The 22,306-nt window shown below is 35.1% G+C and carries 26 protein-coding genes and 1 pseudogene; 25 read left to right on the top strand and 2 right to left on the bottom strand.

Annotated features, from left to right (window positions below):
• The first annotated feature begins 51 nt into the window (after positions 1-51).
• Both ACYQ1E_RS15150 and ACYQ1E_RS15145 read left to right on the top strand, forming a co-directional pair.
• Positions 52-966 carry a hypothetical protein gene (locus tag ACYQ1E_RS15150; protein WP_459881209.1) on the top strand — a complete coding sequence of 305 codons (915 nt, stop codon included), beginning with the start codon at positions 52-54 and terminating at the stop codon, positions 964-966.
• A 106-nt stretch (positions 967-1,072) separates the two neighbouring features.
• Positions 1,073-1,648, top strand: coding sequence for a hypothetical protein (locus ACYQ1E_RS15145; protein ID WP_459881206.1), 576 nt, complete (start codon positions 1,073-1,075; stop codon positions 1,646-1,648).
• Between the two features lie 355 nt (positions 1,649-2,003).
• On the opposite strand, the gene ACYQ1E_RS15140 is transcribed toward ACYQ1E_RS15145, so the two are convergent.
• Positions 2,004-3,065, bottom strand: a complete 1,062-nt coding sequence (locus tag ACYQ1E_RS15140; RefSeq protein ID WP_459881203.1) for an IS630 family transposase — start codon at positions 3,063-3,065, stop codon at positions 2,004-2,006.
• Positions 3,066-3,332: 267 nt separating this feature from the next.
• On the opposite strand from ACYQ1E_RS15140, the gene ACYQ1E_RS15135 reads away from it, so the two are divergent.
• The 23 genes and pseudogenes from ACYQ1E_RS15135 to ACYQ1E_RS15025 all read left to right on the top strand — a co-directional run bounded on the left by ACYQ1E_RS15135 (position 3,333) and on the right by ACYQ1E_RS15025 (position 21,414).
• The gene (locus ACYQ1E_RS15135) at positions 3,333-4,139 is read left to right on the top strand and encodes an L-type lectin-domain containing protein (RefSeq protein ID WP_459881200.1); all 807 of its coding nucleotides are present in this window, start codon (positions 3,333-3,335) and stop codon (positions 4,137-4,139) included.
• 954 nt (positions 4,140-5,093) lie between these two features.
• Entirely contained in the window at positions 5,094-5,582 is a 489-nt protein-coding gene (locus ACYQ1E_RS15130; RefSeq protein ID WP_459881197.1) for a hypothetical protein, read from the top strand.
• A 138-nt stretch (positions 5,583-5,720) separates the two neighbouring features.
• Positions 5,721-6,671 (top strand): hypothetical protein, encoded by a 951-nt coding sequence (locus tag ACYQ1E_RS15125; protein ID WP_459881194.1) that lies wholly within the window; start codon positions 5,721-5,723, stop codon positions 6,669-6,671.
• A gap of 179 nt (positions 6,672-6,850) precedes the next feature.
• Positions 6,851-7,039, top strand: a complete 189-nt coding sequence (locus ACYQ1E_RS15120; protein ID WP_459881191.1) for a hypothetical protein — start codon at positions 6,851-6,853, stop codon at positions 7,037-7,039.
• A 385-nt stretch (positions 7,040-7,424) separates the two neighbouring features.
• Complete coding sequence (locus tag ACYQ1E_RS15115; protein WP_459881188.1) at positions 7,425-7,814, top strand: hypothetical protein; 390 nt, start codon at positions 7,425-7,427, stop codon at positions 7,812-7,814.
• 263 nt (positions 7,815-8,077) lie between these two features.
• Positions 8,078-9,301, top strand: coding sequence for an AAA family ATPase (locus ACYQ1E_RS15110; protein WP_459881185.1), 1,224 nt, complete (start codon positions 8,078-8,080; stop codon positions 9,299-9,301).
• Positions 9,302-9,638: 337 nt separating this feature from the next.
• On the top strand, positions 9,639-10,139 hold the full coding sequence (locus tag ACYQ1E_RS15105) for a heparinase II/III family protein (RefSeq protein ID WP_459881809.1): 501 nt from the start codon (positions 9,639-9,641) through the stop codon (positions 10,137-10,139).
• Between the two features lie 2 nt (positions 10,140-10,141).
• Positions 10,142-10,363, top strand: a complete 222-nt coding sequence (locus ACYQ1E_RS15100; protein ID WP_459881182.1) for a DUF2281 domain-containing protein — start codon at positions 10,142-10,144, stop codon at positions 10,361-10,363.
• Positions 10,364-10,594 (top strand): hypothetical protein, encoded by a 231-nt coding sequence (locus tag ACYQ1E_RS15095; RefSeq protein WP_459881179.1) that lies wholly within the window; start codon positions 10,364-10,366, stop codon positions 10,592-10,594. It abuts the gene before it with no gap.
• Positions 10,595-10,615: 21 nt separating this feature from the next.
• Positions 10,616-10,693: pseudogene (locus ACYQ1E_RS15090) on the top strand (hypothetical protein); the annotation flags it as partial.
• Between the two features lie 775 nt (positions 10,694-11,468).
• A complete protein-coding gene (locus ACYQ1E_RS15085) occupies positions 11,469-11,918 on the top strand; it encodes a hypothetical protein (RefSeq protein WP_459881176.1) in 450 nt (149 codons plus the stop codon).
• Between the two features lie 136 nt (positions 11,919-12,054).
• The gene (locus tag ACYQ1E_RS15080; protein ID WP_459881173.1) at positions 12,055-12,360 is read left to right on the top strand and encodes a hypothetical protein; all 306 of its coding nucleotides are present in this window, start codon (positions 12,055-12,057) and stop codon (positions 12,358-12,360) included.
• Between the two features lie 54 nt (positions 12,361-12,414).
• A complete protein-coding gene (locus ACYQ1E_RS15075) occupies positions 12,415-12,945 on the top strand; it encodes a hypothetical protein (RefSeq protein WP_459881170.1) in 531 nt (176 codons plus the stop codon).
• Positions 12,946-13,126: 181 nt separating this feature from the next.
• Positions 13,127-14,005, top strand: coding sequence for a hypothetical protein (locus ACYQ1E_RS15070; protein ID WP_459881167.1), 879 nt, complete (start codon positions 13,127-13,129; stop codon positions 14,003-14,005).
• Between the two features lie 106 nt (positions 14,006-14,111).
• Positions 14,112-14,552 carry a hypothetical protein gene (locus tag ACYQ1E_RS15065; protein ID WP_459881164.1) on the top strand — a complete coding sequence of 147 codons (441 nt, stop codon included), beginning with the start codon at positions 14,112-14,114 and terminating at the stop codon, positions 14,550-14,552.
• A gap of 519 nt (positions 14,553-15,071) precedes the next feature.
• Positions 15,072-15,542: a coiled-coil domain-containing protein gene (locus ACYQ1E_RS15060; protein WP_459881161.1), complete on the top strand. Its 471-nt coding sequence runs from the start codon at positions 15,072-15,074 to the stop codon at positions 15,540-15,542.
• A 1,033-nt stretch (positions 15,543-16,575) separates the two neighbouring features.
• Positions 16,576-17,085, top strand: a complete 510-nt coding sequence (locus ACYQ1E_RS15055) for a hypothetical protein (protein WP_459881158.1) — start codon at positions 16,576-16,578, stop codon at positions 17,083-17,085.
• Between the two features lie 138 nt (positions 17,086-17,223).
• Complete coding sequence (locus tag ACYQ1E_RS15050) at positions 17,224-17,406, top strand: hypothetical protein (RefSeq protein ID WP_459881155.1); 183 nt, start codon at positions 17,224-17,226, stop codon at positions 17,404-17,406.
• A complete protein-coding gene (locus ACYQ1E_RS15045) occupies positions 17,351-17,986 on the top strand; it encodes a hypothetical protein (protein WP_459881152.1) in 636 nt (211 codons plus the stop codon). The genes ACYQ1E_RS15050 and ACYQ1E_RS15045 overlap by 56 nt, the downstream gene beginning before the upstream one ends.
• Positions 17,987-18,171: 185 nt before the next feature.
• The gene (locus ACYQ1E_RS15040) at positions 18,172-19,098 is read left to right on the top strand and encodes a hypothetical protein (protein ID WP_459881149.1); all 927 of its coding nucleotides are present in this window, start codon (positions 18,172-18,174) and stop codon (positions 19,096-19,098) included.
• Positions 19,099-19,823: 725 nt separating this feature from the next.
• Positions 19,824-20,207, top strand: a complete 384-nt coding sequence (locus tag ACYQ1E_RS15035; RefSeq protein ID WP_459881146.1) for a DUF5615 family PIN-like protein — start codon at positions 19,824-19,826, stop codon at positions 20,205-20,207.
• Between the two features lie 2 nt (positions 20,208-20,209).
• A complete protein-coding gene (locus ACYQ1E_RS15030; protein ID WP_459881143.1) occupies positions 20,210-20,446 on the top strand; it encodes a DUF433 domain-containing protein in 237 nt (78 codons plus the stop codon).
• Between the two features lie 377 nt (positions 20,447-20,823).
• Entirely contained in the window at positions 20,824-21,414 is a 591-nt protein-coding gene (locus ACYQ1E_RS15025; RefSeq protein ID WP_459881140.1) for a hypothetical protein, read from the top strand.
• 274 nt (positions 21,415-21,688) lie between these two features.
• Here ACYQ1E_RS15025 and ACYQ1E_RS15020 read toward each other — a convergent pair whose 3' ends face one another.
• Positions 21,689-22,261 carry a hypothetical protein gene (locus tag ACYQ1E_RS15020; protein ID WP_459881137.1) on the bottom strand — a complete coding sequence of 191 codons (573 nt, stop codon included), beginning with the start codon at positions 22,259-22,261 and terminating at the stop codon, positions 21,689-21,691.
• Positions 22,262-22,306: the final 45 nt, after the last annotated feature.

Here is a 22,306-nt window from a genome sequence, read left to right as displayed (position 1 = left end):
TTTGATAGAGAAGAGGTGAGAGGTTAGTTTCATGAAAAGCAGGAGTTGAGGATGCAGTATGATATAGCGTCAAAGGTAATATTGTCACATTGCAGAAAGGCAGTGTTGCAAGAGTTGTGCGGGTTGAGGGTGAAGGATGCTGAACTCATAGAGGTACGTCCCCAGGAGACAGCGTCAGTAAGGAGGTCAGATTTTGTTTTAAAAGCCCTGTTTGAAGATGGGACAGAGAAAATGGTGTTACTGGAACTGATAACCGCATGGAAGAAATATTTGCCACTGAGGACACTGGAGACAAGATGTCGTCACTTACTGGAAGAAGGGCTTGAGATAGAAACAATAATGATAGAATTAAGGCGATGTTACGGAGTAAAGGATTATTATCATGACAATGAGGTTGATTTCAAGTATAAAGTGGTAAAGTTGTATGAAATGGAAGCGAAAGAGGTGTTAAAAAAGGGAATTAAATGTTTGTATCCCTTTATGCCGTTGATGAAGGGAGGTAGTGAGTTGGTAGAAGAGGCAGAGAGGAGGATATATGAGGGAGAAGAAAGTCGTGCATACAAGGCAGATATGTTAACAGGGATGACAATTATGGCGGGTTTGGTATCAGAAGAGATGGCATTAAAATTGTTACAAAGGAGGAGGGATATCATGATAGAATCAGCAGCATATGAGTTAATAGGGCAAGAGAGATATGAAGCCGGTATGCAACAGGGGTTGCAACAGGGATTGCAACAGGGATTGCAACAGGGATTGCAGCAGGGGTTGCAGCAGGGATTGTTGTTGGAAGCTCAGGAGATGTTGGTAAATGCTCTGGAGGAGCGATTTGAGATAGTGCCGCGGGCCATAGTTAGGAAAATCAAGGAAATTGAGGATAGAGAAGTGATAAAGGGTTTGTTTAGAGTAGCGTTACGAAGTGATTCTTTGGAGGAGTTTAAGAGGAAATTGGAGAAGGCTATAGAATGATGTACTGATAGCAAAAAAATTATCAAGGGATTATGGGTTAATGCGTAAATGGGTTTATGCGTTTACGAGTTAATGGGTTTGTGGAGTTAAATGAGTAAATGCGAAAATGAGAGTTAGTTTCGCATCCACCGTTATTGAAAAAAGAGATTATAAACTCATACGTTTTGAATTTATAACAAACTTAAAAAGCAAATTAAAAGATATTAGAGAACAGGGATTTTTTATTAAATGGTGTTTTTTTGCCTTAAAAATTTTCCTTCCTGTTTTAATGGTTTTTATTTCTTTTGTGCCTGTAACTATACCAAAATATTTATCTATTGTTGCAACAGCTATAGTAATTTTATTATTAATTAGTATTGGTACTGGAAAGATATTAAATCTTTTATTAAGATTAATAGCATATATGTTTTTTCCTTATTTAATTTTCTTAGGTGAACAAAATAGCTATGTCTTAATTAATCATTCTTTATTAATAAGTTATAACTTATTATTTCTTTTAGTAACTACTTTTTCTGTCCTAACGATAAAACTTACAAGAAGACGTAGTGGATTTTATGTAACACCAATGGATATTTTAATCTTGTTAATTATAACAAGTTTATTTATAATCCCTCCTGATAATATAAATATTCACAAAGTGGGTATGATTGCAGCAAAAAGTCTTATTATACTTTTTGGTTAGGAGAACTCAGAAAAGAGACAAAAGCATTAAGTATTTTTATACTTGGAGTTCTTATTGCGATTATAATAAGAGGATTTTGTGCGACTTAACAATAGAGGATTCGCCATCGGCGTACCTTAAAGGCTTGTCTTTGACAACGCAATGAAGGCTATTAGGAAGACAACTATTTTCCTGAGACTCAAGGTTTAAAGTTCCACGTTCAAAAAACTTAAAACATAGAACTTTGCGAATTTTAGCTAATTTTAATCAAGAAAAATTCCAATTCCGTCTGAGGCAAGATAATATAATCTATCTTCATGCCGCAATGATAGCTTATAATCTTGGAGGAAAGAAAGAAGCAGAAAAATATTTATAGTTATCCGCACAATTTCATATAATATGGGGTGCCCTTTAAAAATTTTTCTATCCAACTTTTAGCAAAACTTAGTTTTTTACATAACCTATTCCATGCTTCTGATATAACGTCCTCCATCTCTTTTATATCTTTTACAAAAACTAATGAAAGCACTCTTTTTATACTTTTCCAGATATACTCAATAGGATTTAACTCTGGTGAATAAGGGGGAAGATAGACTAGATAAATATCTAACTCAGATGCCTTTTCTCTTACTACTTTACTCTTATGGGATGAAAAATTATCTATTATTGCTACTATCGCTTTATATCTCTTATTTACTTCTCTTATCTTTTCTAAAAACTTAGCTATTGATAAGCCTTTTGAATCTTCTAAAAATGATTTTACACTTTCTCCTTTTATAGCATAAAAACCTATTGTGTTTGTCTTGAACTTTGTTGTATTTTTTATAATTCTTGTCTTCTCAAAACTCCATACCCTTACTGTATTGGCGGTGTTCTGCGGACTTGTTTCATCTATAAAACCTATTGCTATCTCCTCTTCTTTAAATCCTTTCTCCTTTAACAGAGAAAAAGTAAGTTGAAGTTGATTCTCTAATATCTTCTCTCCATCTTTTGGTTTCCTATAATCCATCGGATATGGTTTAGAAAAATGCATCTTAAGCTTATCTCTCAATATCCTTACTACATGGTCTTGGGAGTATTCTATATCAAAAGTATCTTTTATCAATGCCCTTACTTCTTTTGTAGTCCAATAAGCTCTCTTTTTAAGTAATTCCTTAAGCTTTTTTAAATCTTCCTCTGATAGCCTACTTGGCCTTCCTCCCCCTTTTCCTCTTCCTTTACCTTTTATCCCTTTATAACCCTCTTGGTTCCATTCCCTTATCCATAAGTATCCTGTCGATTGGGCTATCCCACAACCGCTACACGCCTTTTCAAAATCTATCCCTTCTCTTATAAGATTTAGAAAAATAAGTTTTACCAAAATATTGTCTTTCTTCTCACCCTTTAATTTTTCCTTTAGCTCTTCTGCATTTTTAACCTTAATACGTTCCCCTTTCATAAATATTCATTATATCAAATCGTTCCTATTATATCAAGTTCTGAAGGATACTATAAATATTGCTATTCAATGCATAAATCCAGATATAAGAAAAAAAAGCTATTGAATTAAAAGAGAAAATTATACTGAGCAAAGAATCGTGATGTTGCTCAAAAAATATTTAAAATAGTCTCAAAAGATTGTTGACAGAAAATAAAAAAATTATAATATTACCAGAAACGGAGTATATACAAAAAATTTTAAAAAATAAAAAGTGGAGGGAAGAAAATGATTAAAAAAATTTTTTCTTACACAATAGGGGTTTTGGTATGTTGTTTTTTAATGGGCTTTTCTCAAGCAAAAGCCTTTACTATTATGGATGATTTTAGTTCAGATCCAGCAACAAACTGGCAATTAAATGGAGATGCTGAGTGGAATGGTGCTCAGGTGCATTTGACTCTTTCACAGTTATATCAAAGCGGAAGTATGTGGTATAAACAAAGCTTTGATCTTTCCAAATATAAAAGCTTTATAGTCGAGTTTGATTTTAGTGTAGGTTATTTAGATGATGGGGCAGATGGTATAACCTTTGCTGTGATTGATAAATCCAACGGTCTTAATGCATTGGGAAGTGGAGGTGGTGGTTTGGGATATAAAGATATTTCAAATAGCTTTGCTGTAGAGTTTGATACTTATCAAAATTCTGTTTATGGTGATCCATCTGATGATCATATTGGGATTGATAAAGATGGAAACATAGAGTCTTTAACAACTCTTTCAGTTGGAAATATTGAAACATCAGGCTTTAAACATGCAAAAATAGATTTTGATATTACAACAGGAGCGATCTCTGTTTACTTGGATAAAGATAATGATGGTAATGTAGATTATACACTTAACTATACAATTACAGATTTTACTCCATGTGAAGCCTACTTTGGTTTTACTGGAGCTACAGGAGGTCTCCGTAATCTTCAAAGTGTAGATAACTTCAATCTCACATTAATTCCTGTTCCTATTCCTTCAAGTATGCTACTTCTTCTAAGTGGTTTAATAGGAGGCCTTTATTTGAGAACCAAAGAAAAAATTAAATAAAGAAATGGGGGGGATTTCCCCCACCTCCTAACTAGCTCTTAGTAACTAAAAAGGGGACATGCAAATAATGCAATTTGGGTTAATGGGTTAATGCGTTTATGCGTAAATGGGTTGATGGGTTTGTTGGCTTAATAATAAAATGGAACATTAAACAAGAAGGCCTTTTTCCCGAAATCAGTCACAGACCACAGATAACAGGTCACAGACACTAACAAGAGTGACCAGTGTGTGTGACCAGTGTGTGTGATAAAGAGTGATCAATGAAGACTGAACAGTGAGTATATAACAGATCACACACACAGATAACAGATAACAGTGATCAGTGTGAGTGGAAAACAGATCACACACACAGATAACAGGTCACAACATCAAAAAGGGGACATGCGAATAATGCAATTTGGGTTAATGTGTTAATGGGGGTATGCGTTAATGGGTAAATGGGTTTGTTGGGTTAATAATAAAAGGGAACATTAAACAAGAAGGCCTTTTTCCCGAAATCAGTCACAGACCACAGATAACAGGTCACAGACACTAACAAGAGTGACCAGTGTGTGTGATCAGTGTGGGTGATAAAGAGTGATCAATGAAGACTGAACAGTGAGTATATAACAGATCACACACACAGATAACAGGTCACAACATCAAAAAAGGGGACATGCGAATAATGCAATTTGGGTTAATGTGTTAATGGGTTTATGTGTTAATGCGTTAATGTGTATATGGGTTGTTACAAAGCCTGCCTAAATCAGTCTGCTACCCTTTGTCGAGAAAAGTATCTAAAGACCTAGAAAAGTAAACAGGGAAGAGGGATTATTGATTAATGGTTAGGATAGGTTAACGTTAATATAAAACATATTTGAATTTTAACAGCAACTTGACATAAATATAAACAAAAGGTAAAGTCAAATGAGAATGTAAATAGTAAATAGTAAATAATATTGAGGTGTTAGAATGATGAAAAGGTTTATTCTGATAATTACAATTATATTTTGTTTGAGTTTATTTTCAGGTGGAGTGATTGCCTCTAATGCAAAATCTGAGGTTAAGACACCATTACCTATGGGTTTGTCAAAGGATACTCAATTTATTATTTATTACATGGACAAGCATTTTGATGCCTTGTACCGGGAAATGGATAAACGTTTTGAACAAGTGGATAAACGGTTTGAACAGGTGGATAAACGTTTTGAACAGGTGGATAAACGCTTTGAACAGATTATGAATTTTTTATGGATGTTAACTGGAATTTTTACTACTTTGACTGCTGCGGTGATAGCCTTTGCATTCTGGGATAGGCGCACAATTATTCGTCAGGCTCGAAATGAGGCCATTGAAAGAATTGAAAAGGAAGGTCGGCTCCAGAATTTGATAGAAGTTCTCCGAACATTTGCCAAAAAAAATAGTGAATTTGCAGAAATTTTAAAATCTTTTAATCTGTTGTAACACATCCCTATGTCTCAGAAGAGATGACATTTAAAGTGAGCATAAAAAAAAGGCACATGCAAATAATGCTCTTCAGGTGTTAGGTAGTTTGATAGAGAAGAGGTGAGAGATTAGCTTCATGAAAAGCAGGAGTTGAGGATGCAGTATGATATAGCGTCAAAGGTAATATTGTCACATTGCAGAAAGGCAGTGTTGCAAGAGTTGTGCGGGTTGAGGGTAAAGGATGCTGAACTCATAGAGGTACGTCCCCAGGAGACAGCGTCAGTAAGGAGGTCAGATTTTGTTTTAAAAGCCCTGTTTGAAGATGGGACAGAGAAGATGGTGTTACTAGAACTGATAACCGCATGGAAGAAATATTTGCCACTAAGGACACTGGAGACAAGATGTCGTCACTTGCTGGAAGAAGGGCTTGAGATAGAAACAATAATGATAGAATTAAGGCGATGTTACGGAGTAAAGGATTATTATCATGACAATGAGGTTGATTTCAGGTATAAAGTGGTAAAGTTGTATGAAATGGAAGCAAAGGAGATATTGAAAAAGGGAATTAAATGTTTGTATCCCTTTGTGCCCTTGATGAAGGGAGGGAGTGAGTTGGTAGAAGAGGCAGAGAGGGGGATATATGAGGGAGAAGAAAGTCGTGCCTACAAGGCAGATATGTTAACAGGGATGACCATAATGGCGGGTTTGGTATCAGAAGAGATGGCATTAAAATTGTTACAAAGGAGGAGGGATATCATGATAGAATCAGCAGCATATGAGTTAATAGGGCAGGAGAGATATGAAGCCGGTATGCAACAGGGATTGCAGCAAGGATTGCAAGAAGGATTGCAACAGGGATTGCAGCAGGGATTGCAAGAAGGATTGCAGCAGGGATTGCAGCAGGGGTTGCAGCAGGGATTGTTGTTGGAAGCTCAGGAGATGTTGGTAAATGCTCTGGAGGAGCGATTTGAGATAGTGCCGCGGGCCATAGTTAGGAAAATCAAGGAAATTGAGGATAGAGAAGTGATAAAGGGTTTGTTTAGAGTAGCGTTACGAAGTGATTCTTTGGAGGAGTTTAAGAGTAAATTGGAGAAGGCTATAGAATGATGTACTGATAGCAAAAAAGAAAAAAAAGACATGCAAATATATTTACTCATCTACTCCCATTTTGTTACCCCCAAAATAAATTAAAATAGAAATAGTAAGAGGCAAATAATGCTTTTCAGATATTAGGCGAGACAGAGAAGAGGTAAGATGGTTAGTTTCATGAAAAGCAGGAGTTGAGGATGCAGTATGATATAGCGTCAAAGGTAATATTGTCACATTGCAGAAAGGCAGTGTTGCAAGAGCTGTGCGGGTTGAGTAAAAAAAAGGGACATGCGAATAATGCAATATCAGTGAACAGTGAAAAGGAAAAAAAGAAGAGATTGATTAGAAAACACGAAGGACCGGGCTTTGCCCACCCACTTTATTAATTTTGCCATCCAAGCGGAGCGGGAAGTCCAGTCTCCGCTTTTTTTATTTTTAAATTTAGAAATTGAAAAGTCTCTTTTCTCTTGTCTTTTTTTCTTTTCTTTATTAAACTAATTCAAGCCCTTATTTTTAAGACTAGAAAATATTAGGATGAAAAAATTAAAATTTTTGGCTGTTTTGCCTCTGACGGAATTGGAATTTTCCTCAAAATATGTTAACAAAAATTAAACTTTGAAGAGTAGAGTCATGAGTAAGAAAAGAAGACATTACACCCCACAAAAAAAAGTGATGATTTTGAAGAAAAATCTATAGAATGATGGTAGCTGGTGGTATTATGTAAAGGGAGCAAAAGGAAATTTTATTGATTGTTTTCACTCATGCTTTATCATGAAAAACATTTATAAAACTGCTCAAATAGTTGACTTGCTAGATTGGCAAAAAGTGGTAGAAAATGGATATAATTATTTGTTAAAAAATTTCCTTGATAAAAAGGAGTTTTTAGTAAAGAGATTTACAAAAACTGATAAGTTCAATCCTGTTAAATGGGACCTATACGACAATGCTGAGTTTTTAAATTTGTCTGTACTTCTTGGTAAAAGAGACATTATTGAAAAAAACTTAGAGGCTATTTTGAAGTTTTTTGTAAAAAATGAAAATGAAATATATTCTCAAATATGGATAGGCGGAATTAAAAGGTATAAAAATACCCTACGTTGGGCTGTTATGCCGTTTATTTATGCTTTAAGTGAGTATTTAATAAAATTAAATAGAAAGTGATTATAAAAGGGTTTTCTATTTTTTAAGATGCTTTCTTTTTCCTTATTGCATGGGAAATAATTTTGAAGCGATTCCTTTTACAACGCTGTTAAATCTTTTAGGTTTTGATGTATATGCATTTAATTTACAACGTGCATCTAAGATTATTTCTTATTTAGCTGAAAGTCCATATTTAATAAGATGTATATTGGAGATTGGATTTTTAGGATTATTACTAGTAACAGAAGTACTTTTACAGACAATTAGAAAAGAAAGGTAAAAGAATGTTTGTAGAATTTATGTTAAAAAACTTTGCTAATCATAAAAATACTATTATAAAACTTTTTGGTCCAGTAGTTCTTTTAATAGGGGCTAATTCTTCAGGAAAGACCAATCTTTTAAAAGGGATTCATTTTATGAGCAAAATAGTGTCCCGTGCTCGTCCTCTGCAAAAACAATCAGATAGTAATGAAGAAGAGATGAGAACCCGTATTAAGCCTAAAGAGTTTAGAACTTTTTATTATCGTTGGGCTAAGGGAGAACCCATGGAGCTTTCTTGTAAATGGAAAGATGCAAGAGATAATAAAATTTTATATTCTTTTAAGATATTCGAAAAAAATAATCAGATTTTGGGCAAAGAAGCATTAATTGTCAAAATTAATAATGCTGAGGAAAAAATATTTGAAACAAAGGAAAGTGAATCCTTAAACTTACGATTAAAGATTCAAAATGAAAATCTTGAGAAAAACTATATGCAGGTTATAAATGCATTCTTTGCAGATCTGGCTTCAATATACTTTTTTCACTTCCAGCCTTCAGCTTTAAAGGGATTAATAAAACAAGAAACCTTGTTAAAAAAGGATAATGTGCTATTATTACCTGGTGCCTTAGGACCTGCTGGTGAAAATTTTCCTGAAATTGTAGAATATGTTAGAGATAATGAAAAAAAAGTTTACGATAAAATGGTTTCCTTTTTAAGAATTATTGATGAAAAATTTGAAAGTGCGAGAGTGGAGAAGGGAAAATTAAGGTGGTTTTATAAACCTGAAAAACACATTCCTCGTTTGTATAATTTTACCACGGATCAGGTATCAGATGGATTTATTAAAGCTGCCGTTATAGCTCTTCTGATAAGTTTAGATAGATCTCCGTCTATGATTCTGCTGGAAGAAATTGAAAACGGAATAAACCCATTAAATATTAGACAGTTATTAAAATGGCTTTATCAGGCTGTAGGCACGTCTAATTCCATAGCAAGAGGATATATAACTCAGTTTATTTTGACTACCCATAGTCCTATTGTTTTAAGGGAATTTGCAGATAATTTAAAATGTGTATATTCCCTTAGAAGAATGGATAAAGAATTTTTAAGCATTGTAAAAAATTTAGAGGAAGTTATTAGAACTTTTGTGGAAGTGGGAACAATTGAAGGAGAACTTACAGAGGAAAGTGTGAAAATTTCTAAGGAACAATTAGAGTCTTTGTGGCTGGAGGGTTTAATTGGATAGAGTAAAAATTGCAATAGCAGCAGATGGCGGAACGGATTTTCAGTTTTTTAGTTATATAATAGAAAAATATAATTTTTTAGGAGCTAAATTTGCAACCTATATTTAAATTGTCTAATCGAATTTTTGAAAAAAATAATCAAGACTTATGTAAGCTTATTAAGCAAGCGAAAGAAATACTAAATAATCGTTTCAATATTTTTGATATAAAGGTTGATTATGGTGAAAAAATAGACTGGCATCTAGATCCTAAAACAAAAAAAAGTGGCCATTAAAATTTTGGGCAGATATAGATATTCGGGATAGTTTTACAATAGGTGGCGTTAAGTTTGTATAGGAAATAAATAGATTTTATTTTATGCCTATTTTGGGTATTGCATTCCAAATAACTAATGATCAGCGTTTTGCTGACAAAATATTTTCATTATTATCTGATTGGTTAGAAGCAAATCCTTATCCTATTGGAGTAAATTGGACGAGTGGGATTGAGCTGGCTTTGCGTATTTCTAATTTAGTATGGGCTTTGTCCTTTCTAGAAGATTACCCAATTAATAATGAACAAAAAATTTTAATAAATAGTTTTATTTATTTTCATACACATCATCTTATGCGTTATCCATCAAAGTATTCTTCTAATAATAATCATGCTATTGCAGAAGCCTTTGGTTTGTTGTTGGCGGGTCTTTATTTTAAACATTTACAATTATGTGGTCAAAACATTTTTCACAGACTGGAAGCTGTACTATATATTTTATTAAATAATATTGCAGAAAAGTCCAAAATGGATTTTTCGAAAGTTAATTTTTATGGATATGCCAGAAAATTTATAGTAGGAGGATAAAAATGTTAAATATCAATAAATTAGAAATAATTGTAAAACAATTACCTCCAGAACTTCAAAAGGAAGTAGAAGATTTTGCATTATTCTTGTTAGAAAAGAGAGCTAACAAAAGAAAGAAGGGAAACTTCTTAAAACAAGATTGGGCAGGAGGGCTTAAAGTATATCGTAATGTTTATACATCTTTAGAGTTACAAAAAAAGTCATTAGAGTGGAGAGGGGATTAAATGTATCTTGTTGATACCAATATATGGCTCGAGAGACTTTTAGAGCAAGAAAGAAGTGATGAAGTAGCAGAATTATTAAATTCTATTTCAACTGAAAAACTATTTATTACAGATTTTTCTTTTCATTCTATTGGTATAATTTTAACGAAATTTAAAAAATTTGAGATATTAACAAAATTTGTTCATGATCTTTTCATCCATTGGAAGTTGAGCAATATGTTTATATTTTGAAATTTAAAAGTAGGAGTAATTATGCGTATTAGTATTTTTGGATTGGGATATGTTGGAGCTGTTTCAGCTGGTTGTTTAGCAGCTGACGGCCACAAGGTAACAGATCACAGACACTGATAACAGGTCACAACATCAAAAAGGGGACATGCGAATAATGCAATTTGGGTTAATGGGTTAATGGGGGTATGCGTTAATGGGTAAATGGGTTTGGTGGGTTTGTTGGCTTAATAATAAAATGGAACATTCAACAAGAAGGCCTTTTTCCCGAAATCAGTCACAGACCACTGATAACAGGTCAGAGACACTAACAAGAGTGACCAGTGTGTGTGATCAGTGTGGGTGATAAAGAGTGATCAGTGAATACTGAACAGTGTAAAGAGATAACAGATCACAGACACTGATAACAGGTCAGAGACACTAACAAGAGTGACCAGTGTGTGTGATCAGTGTGGGTGATAAAGAGTGATCAGTGAATACTGAACAGTGTAAGTAGATAACAGATCACACACACAGATAACAGATAACAGTGATCAGTGTGAGTGGAAAACAGATCACAGACACTGATAACAGGTCACAACATCAAAAAAGGGGACATGCAAATAATGCAATTTGAGTTAATGGGTTTATGCGTTAATGGGTTAATGGGTAAATGGGTTGTTACAAAGCCTGCCTAAATCAGTCTGCTACCCTTTGTTGAGAAAAGTATCTATAGACCTAGAAAAGTAAACAAGGAAGAGGGATTAGTCATTAACGGTTAGGATAGGTTAATGTTAATATAAAACATATTTGAATTTCAACAGCAACTTGACATAAATATAAACAAAAGGTAAAGTCAAATGAGAATATGAATAGTAAATAATACTGAGGTGTTAGAATGATAAAAAGGTTTATTCTGATAATTACAATTATATTTTGTTTGAGTTTATTTTCAGGTGGCGTGATTGCCTCTAATGCAAAATCTGAGATTAAGACACCATTACCTATGGGTTTGTCAAAGGATACTCAATTTATTATTTATTACATGGACAAGCGTTTTGATGCCTTGTACCGGGAAATGGATAAACGTTTTGAACAGGTGGATAAACGCTTTGAACAGATTATGAATTTTTTATGGATGTTAACTGGAATTTTTACTACTTTGACTGCTGCGGTGATAGCCTTTGCATTCTGGGATAGGCGCACAATTATTCGTCAGGCTCGAAATGAGGCCATTGAAAGAATTGAAAAGGAGGGTCGGCTTCAGAATTTGATAGAAGTTCTCCGAACATTTGCCAAAAAAAATAGTGAATTTGCAGAAATTTTAAAATCTTTTAATCTGTTGTAACACATTCCTATGTCTCAGAAGAGATGGCATTTAAAGTGAGCATAAAAAAGGCACATGCAAATAATGCTCTTCAGGTGTTAGGTAGTTTGATAGAGAAGAGGTGAGAGGTTAGCTTCAGGAAAAGCAGGAGTTGAGGATGCAGTATGATATAGCGTCAAAGGTAATATTGTCACATTGCAGAAAGGCAGTGTTGCAAGAGTTGTGCGGGTTGAGGGTAAAGGATGCTGAACTCATAGAGGTACGTCCCCAGGAGACAGCGTCAGTAAGGAGGTCAGATTTTGTTTTAAAAGCCCTGTTTGAAGATGGGACAGAGAAGATGGTGTTACTGGAACTGATAACCGCATGGAAGAAATATTTGCCACTAAGGACATTGGAGACAAGATGTCGTCACTTGCTGGAAGAAGGGCTTGAGATAGTGACAATAATGATAGAATTAAGGTGATGTTACGGAGTAAAGGATTATTATCATGACAATGAGGTTAATTTCAGGTATAAAGTGGTAAAATTGTATGAAATGGAAGCAAAAGAGATATTGAAAAAGGGAATTAAATGTTTGTATCCCTTTGTGCCCTTGATGAAGGGAGGGAGTGAGTTGGTAGAAGAGGCAGAGAGGGGGATATATGAGGGAAAAGAAAGTCGTGCATACAAGGCAGATATGTTAACAGGGATGACAATTATGGCGGGTTTGGTATCAGAAGAGATGGCATTAAAATTGTTACAAAGGAGGAGGGATATCATGATAGAATCAGCAGCATATGAGTTAATAGGGCAGGAGAGATATGAAGCCGGTATACAACAGGGGTTGCAAGAGGGATTGCAGCAGGGATTGCAACAGGGATTGTTGTTGGATGCTCAGGAGATGTTATTAAATGCTCTGGAGGAGCGATTTGAGATAGTGCCGCGGGCCATAGTTAGGAAAATCAAGGAAATCGAGGATAGAGAAGTGATAAAGGGTTTGTTTAGAGTGGCGTTACGAAGTGATTCTTTGGAGGAGTTTAAGAGTAAATTGGAGAAGGCTATAGAATGATGTGCTGATAGCAAAAAAGAAAAAAAAGACATGCGAATAATACATTTACTCATCTACTCCCATTTTGTTACGCCTAAAATAAATTAGAATAGAAATAGTAACAGGCAAATAATGCTTTTCAGATATTAGGTGAGACAGAGAAGAGGTGAGAGGTTAGCTTCAGGAAAAGCAGGAGTTGAGGATGCAGTATGATATAGCGTCAAAGGTAATATTGTCACATTGCAGAAAGGCAGTGTTGCAAGAGTTGTGCGGGTTGAGGGTGAAGGATGCTGAACTCATAGAGGTACGTCCCCAGGAGACAGCGTCAGTAAGGAGGTCAGATTTTGTTTTAAAAGCCCTGTTTGAAGATGGGACAGAGAAGATGGTGTTACTGGAACTGATAACCGCATGGAAGAAATATTTGCCACTAAGGACATTGGAGACAAGATGTCGTCACTTGCTGGAAGAAGGGCTTGAGATAGAAACAATAATGATAGAATTAAGGCGATGTTACGGAGTAAAGGATTATTATCATGACAATGAGGTTAATTTCAGGTATAAAGTGGTAAAATTGTATGAAATGGAAGCAAAAGAGATATTGAAAAAGGGAATTAAATGTTTGTATCCCTTTGTGCCCTTGATGAAGGGAGGGAGTGAGTTGGTAGAAGAGGCAGAGAGGGGGATATATGAGGGAGAAGAAAGTCGTGCATACAAGGCAGATATGTTAACAGGGATGACAATTATGGCGGGTTTGGTATCAGAAGAGATGGCATTAAAATTGTTACAAAGGAGGAGGGATATCATGATAGAATCAGCAGCATATGAATTAATAGGGCAGGAGAGATATGAAGCCGGTATGCAACAGGGATTACAGCAGGGGTTGCAGCAGGGATTGTTGTTGGAAGCTCAGGAGATGTTGGTAAATGCTCTGGAGGAGCGATTTGAGATAGTGCCGCGGGCCATAGTTAGGAAAATCAAGGAAATTGAGGATAGAGAAGTGATAAAGGGTTTGTTTAGAGTAGCGTTACGAAGTGATTCTTTGGAGGAGTTTAAGAGTAAATTGGAGAAGGCTATAGAATGATGTACTGATAGCAAAAAAATTATCAAGGGATTATGGGGTAATGCGTAAATGGGTTTATGCGTTTACGAGTTAATGGGTTTGTGGAGTTAAATGAGTAAATGCGAAAATGAGAGTTAGTTTCGCATCCACCGTTATTGAAAAAAGAGATTATAAACTCATACGTTTTGAATTTATAACAAACTTAAAAAGCAAATTAAAAGATATTAGAGAACAGGGATTTTTTATTAAATGGTGTTTTTTTGCCTTAAAAATTTTCCTTCCTGTTTTAATGGTTTTTATTTCTTTTGTGCCTGTAACTATACCAAAATATTTATCTATTGTTGCAACAGCTATAGTAATTTTATTATTAATTAGTATTGGTACTGGAAAGATATTAAATCTTTTATTAAGATTAATAGCATATATGTTTTTTCCTTATTTGATTTTCTTAGGTGAACAAAATAGCTATGTCTTAACTAATCATTCTTTATTAATAGGTTATAACTTATTATTTCTTTTAGTAACTACTTTTTCTGTTCTAACGATAAAACTTTACAAGAAGACGTAGTGGATTTTATGTAACACAATGGATATTTTAATCTTGTTAATTATAACAAGTTTATTTATAATCCCTCCTGATAATATAAATATTCACAAAGTGGGTATGATTGCAGCAAAAAGTCTTATTATACTTTTTGGTTAGGAGAACTCAGAAAAGAGACAAAAGCATTAAGTATTTTTATACTTGGAGTTCTTATTGCGATTATAATAAGAGGATTTTGTGCGACTTAACAATAGAGGATTCGCCATCGGCGTACCTTAAAGGCTTGTCTTTGACAACGCAATGAAGGGTATTAGGAAGACAACTATTTTCCTGAGACTCAAGGTTTAAAGTTCCACGTTCAAAAAACTTAAAACATAGAACTTTGCGAATTTTAGCTAATTTTAATCAAGAAAAATTCCAATTCCGTCTGAGGCAAGAGACTATATTAACTCATTTTTTATGGGTAAAAAAAATTTCAATATCAAAAATAAATGTTAATATTGACTATTGATAGACAATTAAAATTACGCAAGGAGTAAAAAAATGGAAAAAGAAGAAAGAAAAAATAAAGAGCACATTCCTACAGAATTTCAAACACTGATAGCTGGGATCTTTCCAAACACAAGGTATTTTGATGCAAGGTTTGATTTGCTTCAGGTTCAGATTGACGAGCTAAAGAAAAATCAAGAGGATTTAAAGATAGGCTTAAAGGACTTAAAAGACGACATGAACTATCGTTTTGAACAAGTGGATAAGCGTTTTGAACAGGTACATAAACGTATTGATGAGTTTAAGCAGGAAGTGGATAAAAGATTTGAGCAAGTGGATAAAAGATTTGAGCAAGTGGATAGACGCTTTGAGCAAATTATAGCATCAATAGACAGACTTTCAGACAAAATTGAAAACAGGGATAAAGAGCAGAGAAATTTTACATTGAAAATGTTTTCAATATCCATAGGGATATCAATATTAGGAGCTTTAGGAGCTTTTTTAAAAGTAGTAGGTGTTTTTTGAGTAAATAAAGCGATTACAATGTTGTCAGAGTCCCCTGGGAGAGGAAACATGAGCGGTAAAAGGATAAGAGGAGCGCAGCAATTCTCGGTGAGTTGGTAAACTTAGGATTTACAAGCAAATAGGAGAAAAAATTACAATTATTTTTTTGTAAAATATATTCAAAAAATAAAATGGAAGTGGAAAGAGTATAATAGCTACAGCAAGAAAAGTAAAAAAGTCAAAAAAGAGGGGACATGCGAATAATGCAATTTGGATTAAAGGGTTAATGGGTAAATGGGTTTGGTGGGTTAATAATAATAAAATGGAACATTAAAAAACAAGAAGGCCTTTTCCCGAAACCAGTCACAGACCACAGATAACAGGTCACAGACACTAACAAGAGTGACCAGTGTGTGTGATCAGTGTGTGGGATAAAGAGTGACCAGTGAAGACTGATCAGTGTGAGTGGATAACAGATCACACACACTAACAAGAGTGACCAGTGTGTGTGATCAGTGTGTGGGATAAAGAGTGACCAGTGAAGACTGATCAGTGTGAGTGGATAACAGATCACACACACTAACAAGAGTGACCAGTGTGTGTGATCAGTGTGGGTGATAAAGAGTGATCAATGAAGACTGATCAGTGTGAGTGGAAACAGATCACACACACAGATAACAGATAACAGTGATCAGTGTGAGTGGAAAACAGATCACAGACACTGATAACAGGTCACAACATCAAAAAAGGGGACATGCAAATAATGCAATTTGAGTTAATGGGTTTATGCGTTAAGGGGTTTATGGGTTAAAGGGTTAATGGGTAAATGGGTTGTTACAAAGCCTGCCTAAATCAGTCTGCTACCCTTTGTCGAGAAAAGTATCTAAAGACCTAGAAAAGTAAACAGGGAAGAGGGATTATTGATTAATGGTTAGGATAAGTTAATGTTAATATAAAACATATTTGAATTTTAACAGCAACTTGACATAAATATAAACAAAAGGTAAAGTCAAATGAGAATATGAATAGTAAATAATATTGAGGTGTTAGAATGATGAAAAGGTTTATTCTGATAATTACAATTATATTTTGTTTGAGTTTATTTTCAGGTGGAGTGATTGCCTCTAATGCAAAATCTGAGGTTAAGACACCATTACCTATGGGTTTGTCAAAGGATACTCAATTTATTATTTATTACATGGACAAGCGTTTTGATGCCTTGTACCGGGAAATGGATAAACGTTTTGAACAAGTGGATAAACGTTTTGAACAGGTGGATAAACGTTTTGAACAGGTGGATAAACGTTTTGAACAAGTGGATAAACGCTTTGAACAGATTATGAATTTTTTATGGATGTTAACTGGAATTTTTACTACTTTGACTGCTGCGGTGATAGCCTTTGCATTCTGGGATAGGCGCACAATTATTCGTCAGGCTCGAAATGAGGCCATTGAAAGAATTGAAAAGGAAGGTCGGCTCCAGAATTTGATAGAAGTTCTCAGAACATTTGCCAAAAAAAATAGTGAATTTGCAGAAATTTTAAAATCTTTTAATCTGTTGTAACACATTCCTATGTCTCAGAAGAGATGGCATTTAAAGTGAGCATAAAAAAAGGGCACATGCAAATAATGCTCTTCAGGTATTAGGTAGTTTGATAGAGAAGAGGTGAGAGATTAGCTTCATGAAAAGCAGGAGTTGAGGATGCAGTATGATATAGCGTCAAAGGTAATATTGTCACATTGCAGAAAGGCAGTGTTGCAAGAGTTGTGCGGGTTGAGGGTAAGAGAAGATGGTGTTACTGGAACTGATAACCGCATGGAAGAAATATTTGCCACTGAGGACACTGGAGATAAGATGTCGTCACTTGCTGGAAGAAGGGCTTGAGATAGTGACAATAATGATAGAATTAAGGCGATGTTACGGAGTAAAGGATTATTATCATGACAATGAGGTTGATTTCAGGTATAAAGTGGTAAAGTTGTATGAAATGGAAGCAAAGGAGATATTGAAAAAGGGAATTAAATGTTTATATCCCTTTGTGCCGTTGATGAGGGGAGGGAGTGAGCTGATAGAAGAGGCAGAGAGGGGGATATATGAGGGAGAAGAAAGTCGTGCATACAAGGCAGATATGTTAACAGGGATGACAATTATGGCGGGTTTGGTATCAGAAGAGATGGCATTAAAATTGTTACAAAGGAGGAGGGATATCATGATAGAATCAGCAGCATATGAGTTAATAGGGCAGGAGAGATATGAAGCCGGTATGCAACAGGGATTGTTGTTAGATGCTCAGGAGATGTTATTAAATGCTCTGGAGGAGCGATTTGAGATAGTGCCACGGGCCATAGTTAGGAAAATCAAGGAAATTGAGGATAGAGAAGTGATAAAGGGTTTGTTTAGAGTGGCGTTACGAAGTGATTCTTTGGAGGAGTTTAAGAGTAAATTGGAGAAGGCTATAGAATGATGTGCTGATAGCAAAAAAGAAAAAAAAGACATGCGAATAATACATTTACTTATCTACTCCCATTTTGTTACGCCTAAAATAAATTAGAATAGAAATAGTAACATGCAAATAATGCTCTTCAGCTATTAGGTGAGTTTGACAGAGAAGAGGTGAGAGATTAGCTTCATGAAAAGCAGGAGTTGAGGATGCAGTATGATATAGCGTCAAAGGTAATATTGTCACATTGCAGAAAGGCAGTGTTGCAAGAGTTGTGCGGGTTGAGGGTGAAGGATGCTGAACTTATAGAGGTACGTCCCCAGGAGACAGCATCAGTAAGGAGGTCAGATTTTGTTTTAAAGGCCCTGTTTGAAGATGGGACAGAGAAAATGGTGTTACTGGAACTGATAACCGCATGGAAGAAATATTTGCCACTGAGGACACTGGAGACAAGATGTCGTCACTTGCTGGAAGAAGGGCTTGAGATAGAAACAATAATGATAGAATTAAGGCGATGTTACGGAGTAAAGGATTATTATCATGACAATGAGGTTGATTTCAGGTATAAAGTGGTAAAGTTGTATGAAATGGAAGCAAAGGAGATATTGAAAAAGGGAATTAAATGTTTATATCCCTTTGTGCCGTTGATGAAGGGAGGGAGTGAGCTGGTAGAAGAGGCAGAGAGGGGGATATATGAGGGAGAAGAAAGTCGTGCATACAAGGCAGATATGTTAACAGGGATGACAATTATGGCGGGTTTGGTATCAGAAGAGATGGCATTAAAATTGTTACAAAGGAGGAGGGATATCATGATAGAATCAGCAGCATATGAGTTAATAGGGCAGGAGAGATATGAAGCCGGTATGCAACAGGGGTTGCAAGAGGGATTACAACAGGGATTGCAACAGGGATTGCAGCAGGGGTTGCAGCAGGGGTTGCAGCAGGGATTGTTGTTGGAAGCTCAGGAGATGTTGGTAAATGCTCTGGAGGAGCGATTTGAGATAGTGCCGCGGGCCATAGTTAGGAAAATCAAGGAAATCGAGGATAGAGAAGTGATAAAGGGTTTGTTTAGAGTGGCGTTACGAAGTGATTCTTTGGAGGAGTTTAAGAGTAAATTGGAGAAGGCTATAAAATGATGTACTGATAGCAAAAAAATTATCAAGGGATTATGGGTTAATGCGTAAATGGGTTTATGCGTTTACGAGTTAATGAGTTTGTGGAGTTAAATGAGTAAATGCGAAAATGAGAGTTAGTTTCGCCTCCACCGTTATTGAAAAAAGAGATTATAAACTCATACGTTTTGAATTTATAATAAAAATATTTATCTATAGTCAAAAAAGGGGACATGCGAATAATGCAATTTGGGTTAACGGGTTAATGGGTTAATAGGTAAATGGGTTTGGTGGGTTAATAATAATAAAATGGAACATTAAAAAACAAGAAGGCCTTTTCCCGAAACCAGTCACAGACCACAGATAATAGGTCACAGACACTAACAAGAGTGACCAGTGTGTGTGATCAGTGTGGGTGATAAAGAGTGATCAATGAAGACTGAACAGTGTACGTAGATAACAGATCACACACACAGATAACAGATAACAGAAAAAAAAAGGGGACATGCGAATAATGCAATAATCAGTGAACAGTGAAGAGGACACAAGAAGAGATTGATTAGAGAACAGGAAGGACCAGGCTTTGCCCGCTCACTTTATTAATTTTGCCATTCAACCGGAGCCGGAAGTCCACTCTCCGTTTTTTATTTTTAAATTTAGAAATTGAAAAGTCTCTTTTCTCTTGTCTTTTTTTCTTTTCTTTATTAAACTATTTTAAGCCTTTATTTTTAAGGCTGGAAGATATTAGGATGAAAAAATTAAAATTTTTGGCTGATGTAAATATTGAGCAAAATGTTATTGAGACGATAAGACAAATAGGATATGAAGTTAAAGCAGTAAAGGATATAAATCTTTGTATGAAAGATGAAGAAATTTTTGAATTAGCTCAAAAAGAATCTTTTATTTTAGTTACAAATGATAAAGATTTTGGAGAATTTGTTTTTAGGAAAAAGCGGTTAAATGAAGGGATTATATTATTTAGATGCAAAGGGAAAAATTCTGAAGAAAAGAGTAAATTAATAAAAAAACTTTTAATAGGCTATAGAGATAAAATAGAAGGACATTTTGTAGTTATAACGAATAAAAAATTCAGATTTATTCCTATAGATGTAGCTATAGAAAATGGAGGGTAAAGATGGATGAAAAAGAGCTTTTAAAAAGAATAGAAATTAACCCTGAGATAATGTTAGGGAAGCCGGTGATTAAAGGGACGAGACTTCCTATAGAGATTATATTAGAAAAGTTAGGTTATGGCTATAGCGAAAAAGAATTAATTAGGGACTATCCATTTCTTAAGGAAGAAGACATTCGTGCTTGTTTAATTTATGCAGCAAAAAGGATGGCACTTGAAGAAGAAGTAATTGTTGGGTAATTTTCTACTTTACCCAAGTGCGAAATTCCGCATTAACTCTCACTTCCCTTTCCACCTCCTCTTCAGTAAAAAATAAAAAAGAGCAAAAATGGGGACATGCGAATAATGCAATTTGGGTTTATGGGTTAATGGTTTTATACGATTATGCGTTAATGGGTAAATGGGTTTGGTGGGTTAATAATAAAAGGAACATTAAACAAGAAGGCCTTTTTCCCGAAATCAGTCACAGACCACAGATAACAGGTCACAGACACTAACAAGAGTGACCAGTGTGTGTGATCAGTGTGTGTGATAAAGAGTGACCAGTAAAGACTGATCAGTGTAAGTAGATAACAGATCACACACACAGATAACAGATAACAGTGATAGTGACAATAATGATAGAATTAAGGCGATGTTACGGAGTAAAGGATTATTATCATGACAATGAGGTTGATTTCAGGTATAAAGTGGTAAAGTTGTATGAAATGGAAGCAAAGGAGATATTGAAAAAGGGAATTAAATGTTTATATCCCTTTGTGCCGTTGATGAAGGGAGGGAGTGAGCTGGTAGAAGAGGCAGAGAGGGGGATATATGAGGGAGAAGAAAGTCGTGCATACAAGGCAGATATGTTAACAGGGATGACCATAATGGCGGGTTTGGTATCAGAAGAGATAGCATTAAAATTGTTACAAAGGAGGAGGGATATCATGATAGAATCAGCAGCATATGAATTAATAGGGCAGGAGAGATATGAAGCTGGTATGCAACAGGGATTACAGCAGGGGTTGCAGCAGGGATTGTTGTTGGAAGCTCAGGAGATGTTGGTAAATGCTCTGGAGGAGCGATTTGAGATAGTGCCGCGGGCCATAGTTAGGAAAATCAAGGAAATCGAGGATAGAGAAGTGATAAAGGGTTTGTTTAGAGTGGCGTTACGAAGTGATTCTTTGGAGGAGTTTAAGAGTAAATTGGAGAAGGCTATAGAATGATGTACTGATAGCAAAAAAATTATCAAAGGATTATAGGTTAATGCGTAAATGGGTTTATGCGTTTACGAGTTAATGGGTTTGTGGAGTTAAATGAGTAAATGCGAAAATGAGAGTTAGTTTCGCATCCACCCATATTGAAAAAAAAGATCCATTTGCCACTCAAAAAAATAGAAAGAGTTCAGAGGGGAGTAGATAAGAATATCTTCAAGTCCAACATCTCGCAAGTGTTGAACTTGAAGATAGAGTACAATCAAATATAGAGCCTTAACTAAAATTAACCTTTCTTTCTATTCCCTACAATTAATAAACCCATTAGACTTGACCCTAACAGCATTATTGTAACTGGAAGGGGGACGGGTTTTAGATAATTACCACGGACGACCATTTCTTGAGTATCATCCAACTTATAGACAAAGTTCCAAGAATTATTCTCACTTTCGACTGCAACAATATCAGTAGGAGAATAATATCCATTTCCATCAAAAAAATAAAAGCTAAAATCTGGAGTCTCCCCTAATGGAATTTCACCAACGTTAGTTAACCCTTGATATACTTCAAGGAAATATTTACCATTATTATTGTTATTCTCTGCAATCACCTTAAATTGATAACCACTTTCATCATTTAGTAGGTTAAGACCATTCTTCGTCTCTCCATTATAATCATACACACCAAAGCTCCATCCTTTTAAAAGACCTTGTCCACCTGGAACATTAAGGGCCACCACATAACTTTCTGATTCTCCAGCAACCACAAAACGATTTACCACACTGGCATTACCTACCTGCACCTGACACAACAAAAACAAAAATCCTGCCAAAATAAACACAAAACACTTACTCTTCATATCTTACTCCTCCTCTTTTTGCCATTTTTGGAAACCTTATCATTA

Source organism: Desulfothermus naphthae, from assembly GCF_054657475.1.
Note: the sequence above shows the minus strand (reverse complement) of the source record. Positions and strands in the feature narration are given on the sequence as shown.

Bases quoted from the DNA above. Each gene is read 5' to 3' on its own strand.
- ACYQ1E_RS15150 (WP_459881209.1), top strand. From the start codon at position 52: ATGCAGTATGATATAGCGTCAAAGGTAATATTGTCACATTGCAGAAAG.
- ACYQ1E_RS15145 (WP_459881206.1), top strand. From the start codon at position 1,073: ATGAGAGTTAGTTTCGCATCCACCGTTATTGAAAAAAGAGATTATAAA.
- ACYQ1E_RS15140 (WP_459881203.1), bottom strand. From the start codon at position 3,065: ATGAAAGGGGAACGTATTAAGGTTAAAAATGCAGAAGAGCTAAAGGAA.
- ACYQ1E_RS15135 (WP_459881200.1), top strand. From the start codon at position 3,333: ATGATTAAAAAAATTTTTTCTTACACAATAGGGGTTTTGGTATGTTGT.
- ACYQ1E_RS15130 (WP_459881197.1), top strand. From the start codon at position 5,094: ATGAAAAGGTTTATTCTGATAATTACAATTATATTTTGTTTGAGTTTA.
- ACYQ1E_RS15125 (WP_459881194.1), top strand. From the start codon at position 5,721: ATGCAGTATGATATAGCGTCAAAGGTAATATTGTCACATTGCAGAAAG.
- ACYQ1E_RS15120 (WP_459881191.1), top strand. From the start codon at position 6,851: ATGCAGTATGATATAGCGTCAAAGGTAATATTGTCACATTGCAGAAAG.
- ACYQ1E_RS15115 (WP_459881188.1), top strand. From the start codon at position 7,425: ATGAAAAACATTTATAAAACTGCTCAAATAGTTGACTTGCTAGATTGG.
- ACYQ1E_RS15110 (WP_459881185.1), top strand. From the start codon at position 8,078: ATGTTTGTAGAATTTATGTTAAAAAACTTTGCTAATCATAAAAATACT.
- ACYQ1E_RS15100 (WP_459881182.1), top strand. From the start codon at position 10,142: ATGTTAAATATCAATAAATTAGAAATAATTGTAAAACAATTACCTCCA.
- ACYQ1E_RS15095 (WP_459881179.1), top strand. From the start codon at position 10,364: ATGTATCTTGTTGATACCAATATATGGCTCGAGAGACTTTTAGAGCAA.
- ACYQ1E_RS15085 (WP_459881176.1), top strand. From the start codon at position 11,469: ATGATAAAAAGGTTTATTCTGATAATTACAATTATATTTTGTTTGAGT.
- ACYQ1E_RS15080 (WP_459881173.1), top strand. From the start codon at position 12,055: ATGCAGTATGATATAGCGTCAAAGGTAATATTGTCACATTGCAGAAAG.
- ACYQ1E_RS15070 (WP_459881167.1), top strand. From the start codon at position 13,127: ATGCAGTATGATATAGCGTCAAAGGTAATATTGTCACATTGCAGAAAG.
- ACYQ1E_RS15065 (WP_459881164.1), top strand. From the start codon at position 14,112: ATGAGAGTTAGTTTCGCATCCACCGTTATTGAAAAAAGAGATTATAAA.
- ACYQ1E_RS15060 (WP_459881161.1), top strand. From the start codon at position 15,072: ATGGAAAAAGAAGAAAGAAAAAATAAAGAGCACATTCCTACAGAATTT.
- ACYQ1E_RS15055 (WP_459881158.1), top strand. From the start codon at position 16,576: ATGAAAAGGTTTATTCTGATAATTACAATTATATTTTGTTTGAGTTTA.
- ACYQ1E_RS15050 (WP_459881155.1), top strand. From the start codon at position 17,224: ATGCAGTATGATATAGCGTCAAAGGTAATATTGTCACATTGCAGAAAG.
- ACYQ1E_RS15040 (WP_459881149.1), top strand. From the start codon at position 18,172: ATGCAGTATGATATAGCGTCAAAGGTAATATTGTCACATTGCAGAAAG.
- ACYQ1E_RS15035 (WP_459881146.1), top strand. From the start codon at position 19,824: ATGAAAAAATTAAAATTTTTGGCTGATGTAAATATTGAGCAAAATGTT.
- ACYQ1E_RS15030 (WP_459881143.1), top strand. From the start codon at position 20,210: ATGGATGAAAAAGAGCTTTTAAAAAGAATAGAAATTAACCCTGAGATA.
- ACYQ1E_RS15025 (WP_459881140.1), top strand. From the start codon at position 20,824: ATGATAGAATTAAGGCGATGTTACGGAGTAAAGGATTATTATCATGAC.
- ACYQ1E_RS15020 (WP_459881137.1), bottom strand. From the start codon at position 22,261: ATGAAGAGTAAGTGTTTTGTGTTTATTTTGGCAGGATTTTTGTTTTTG.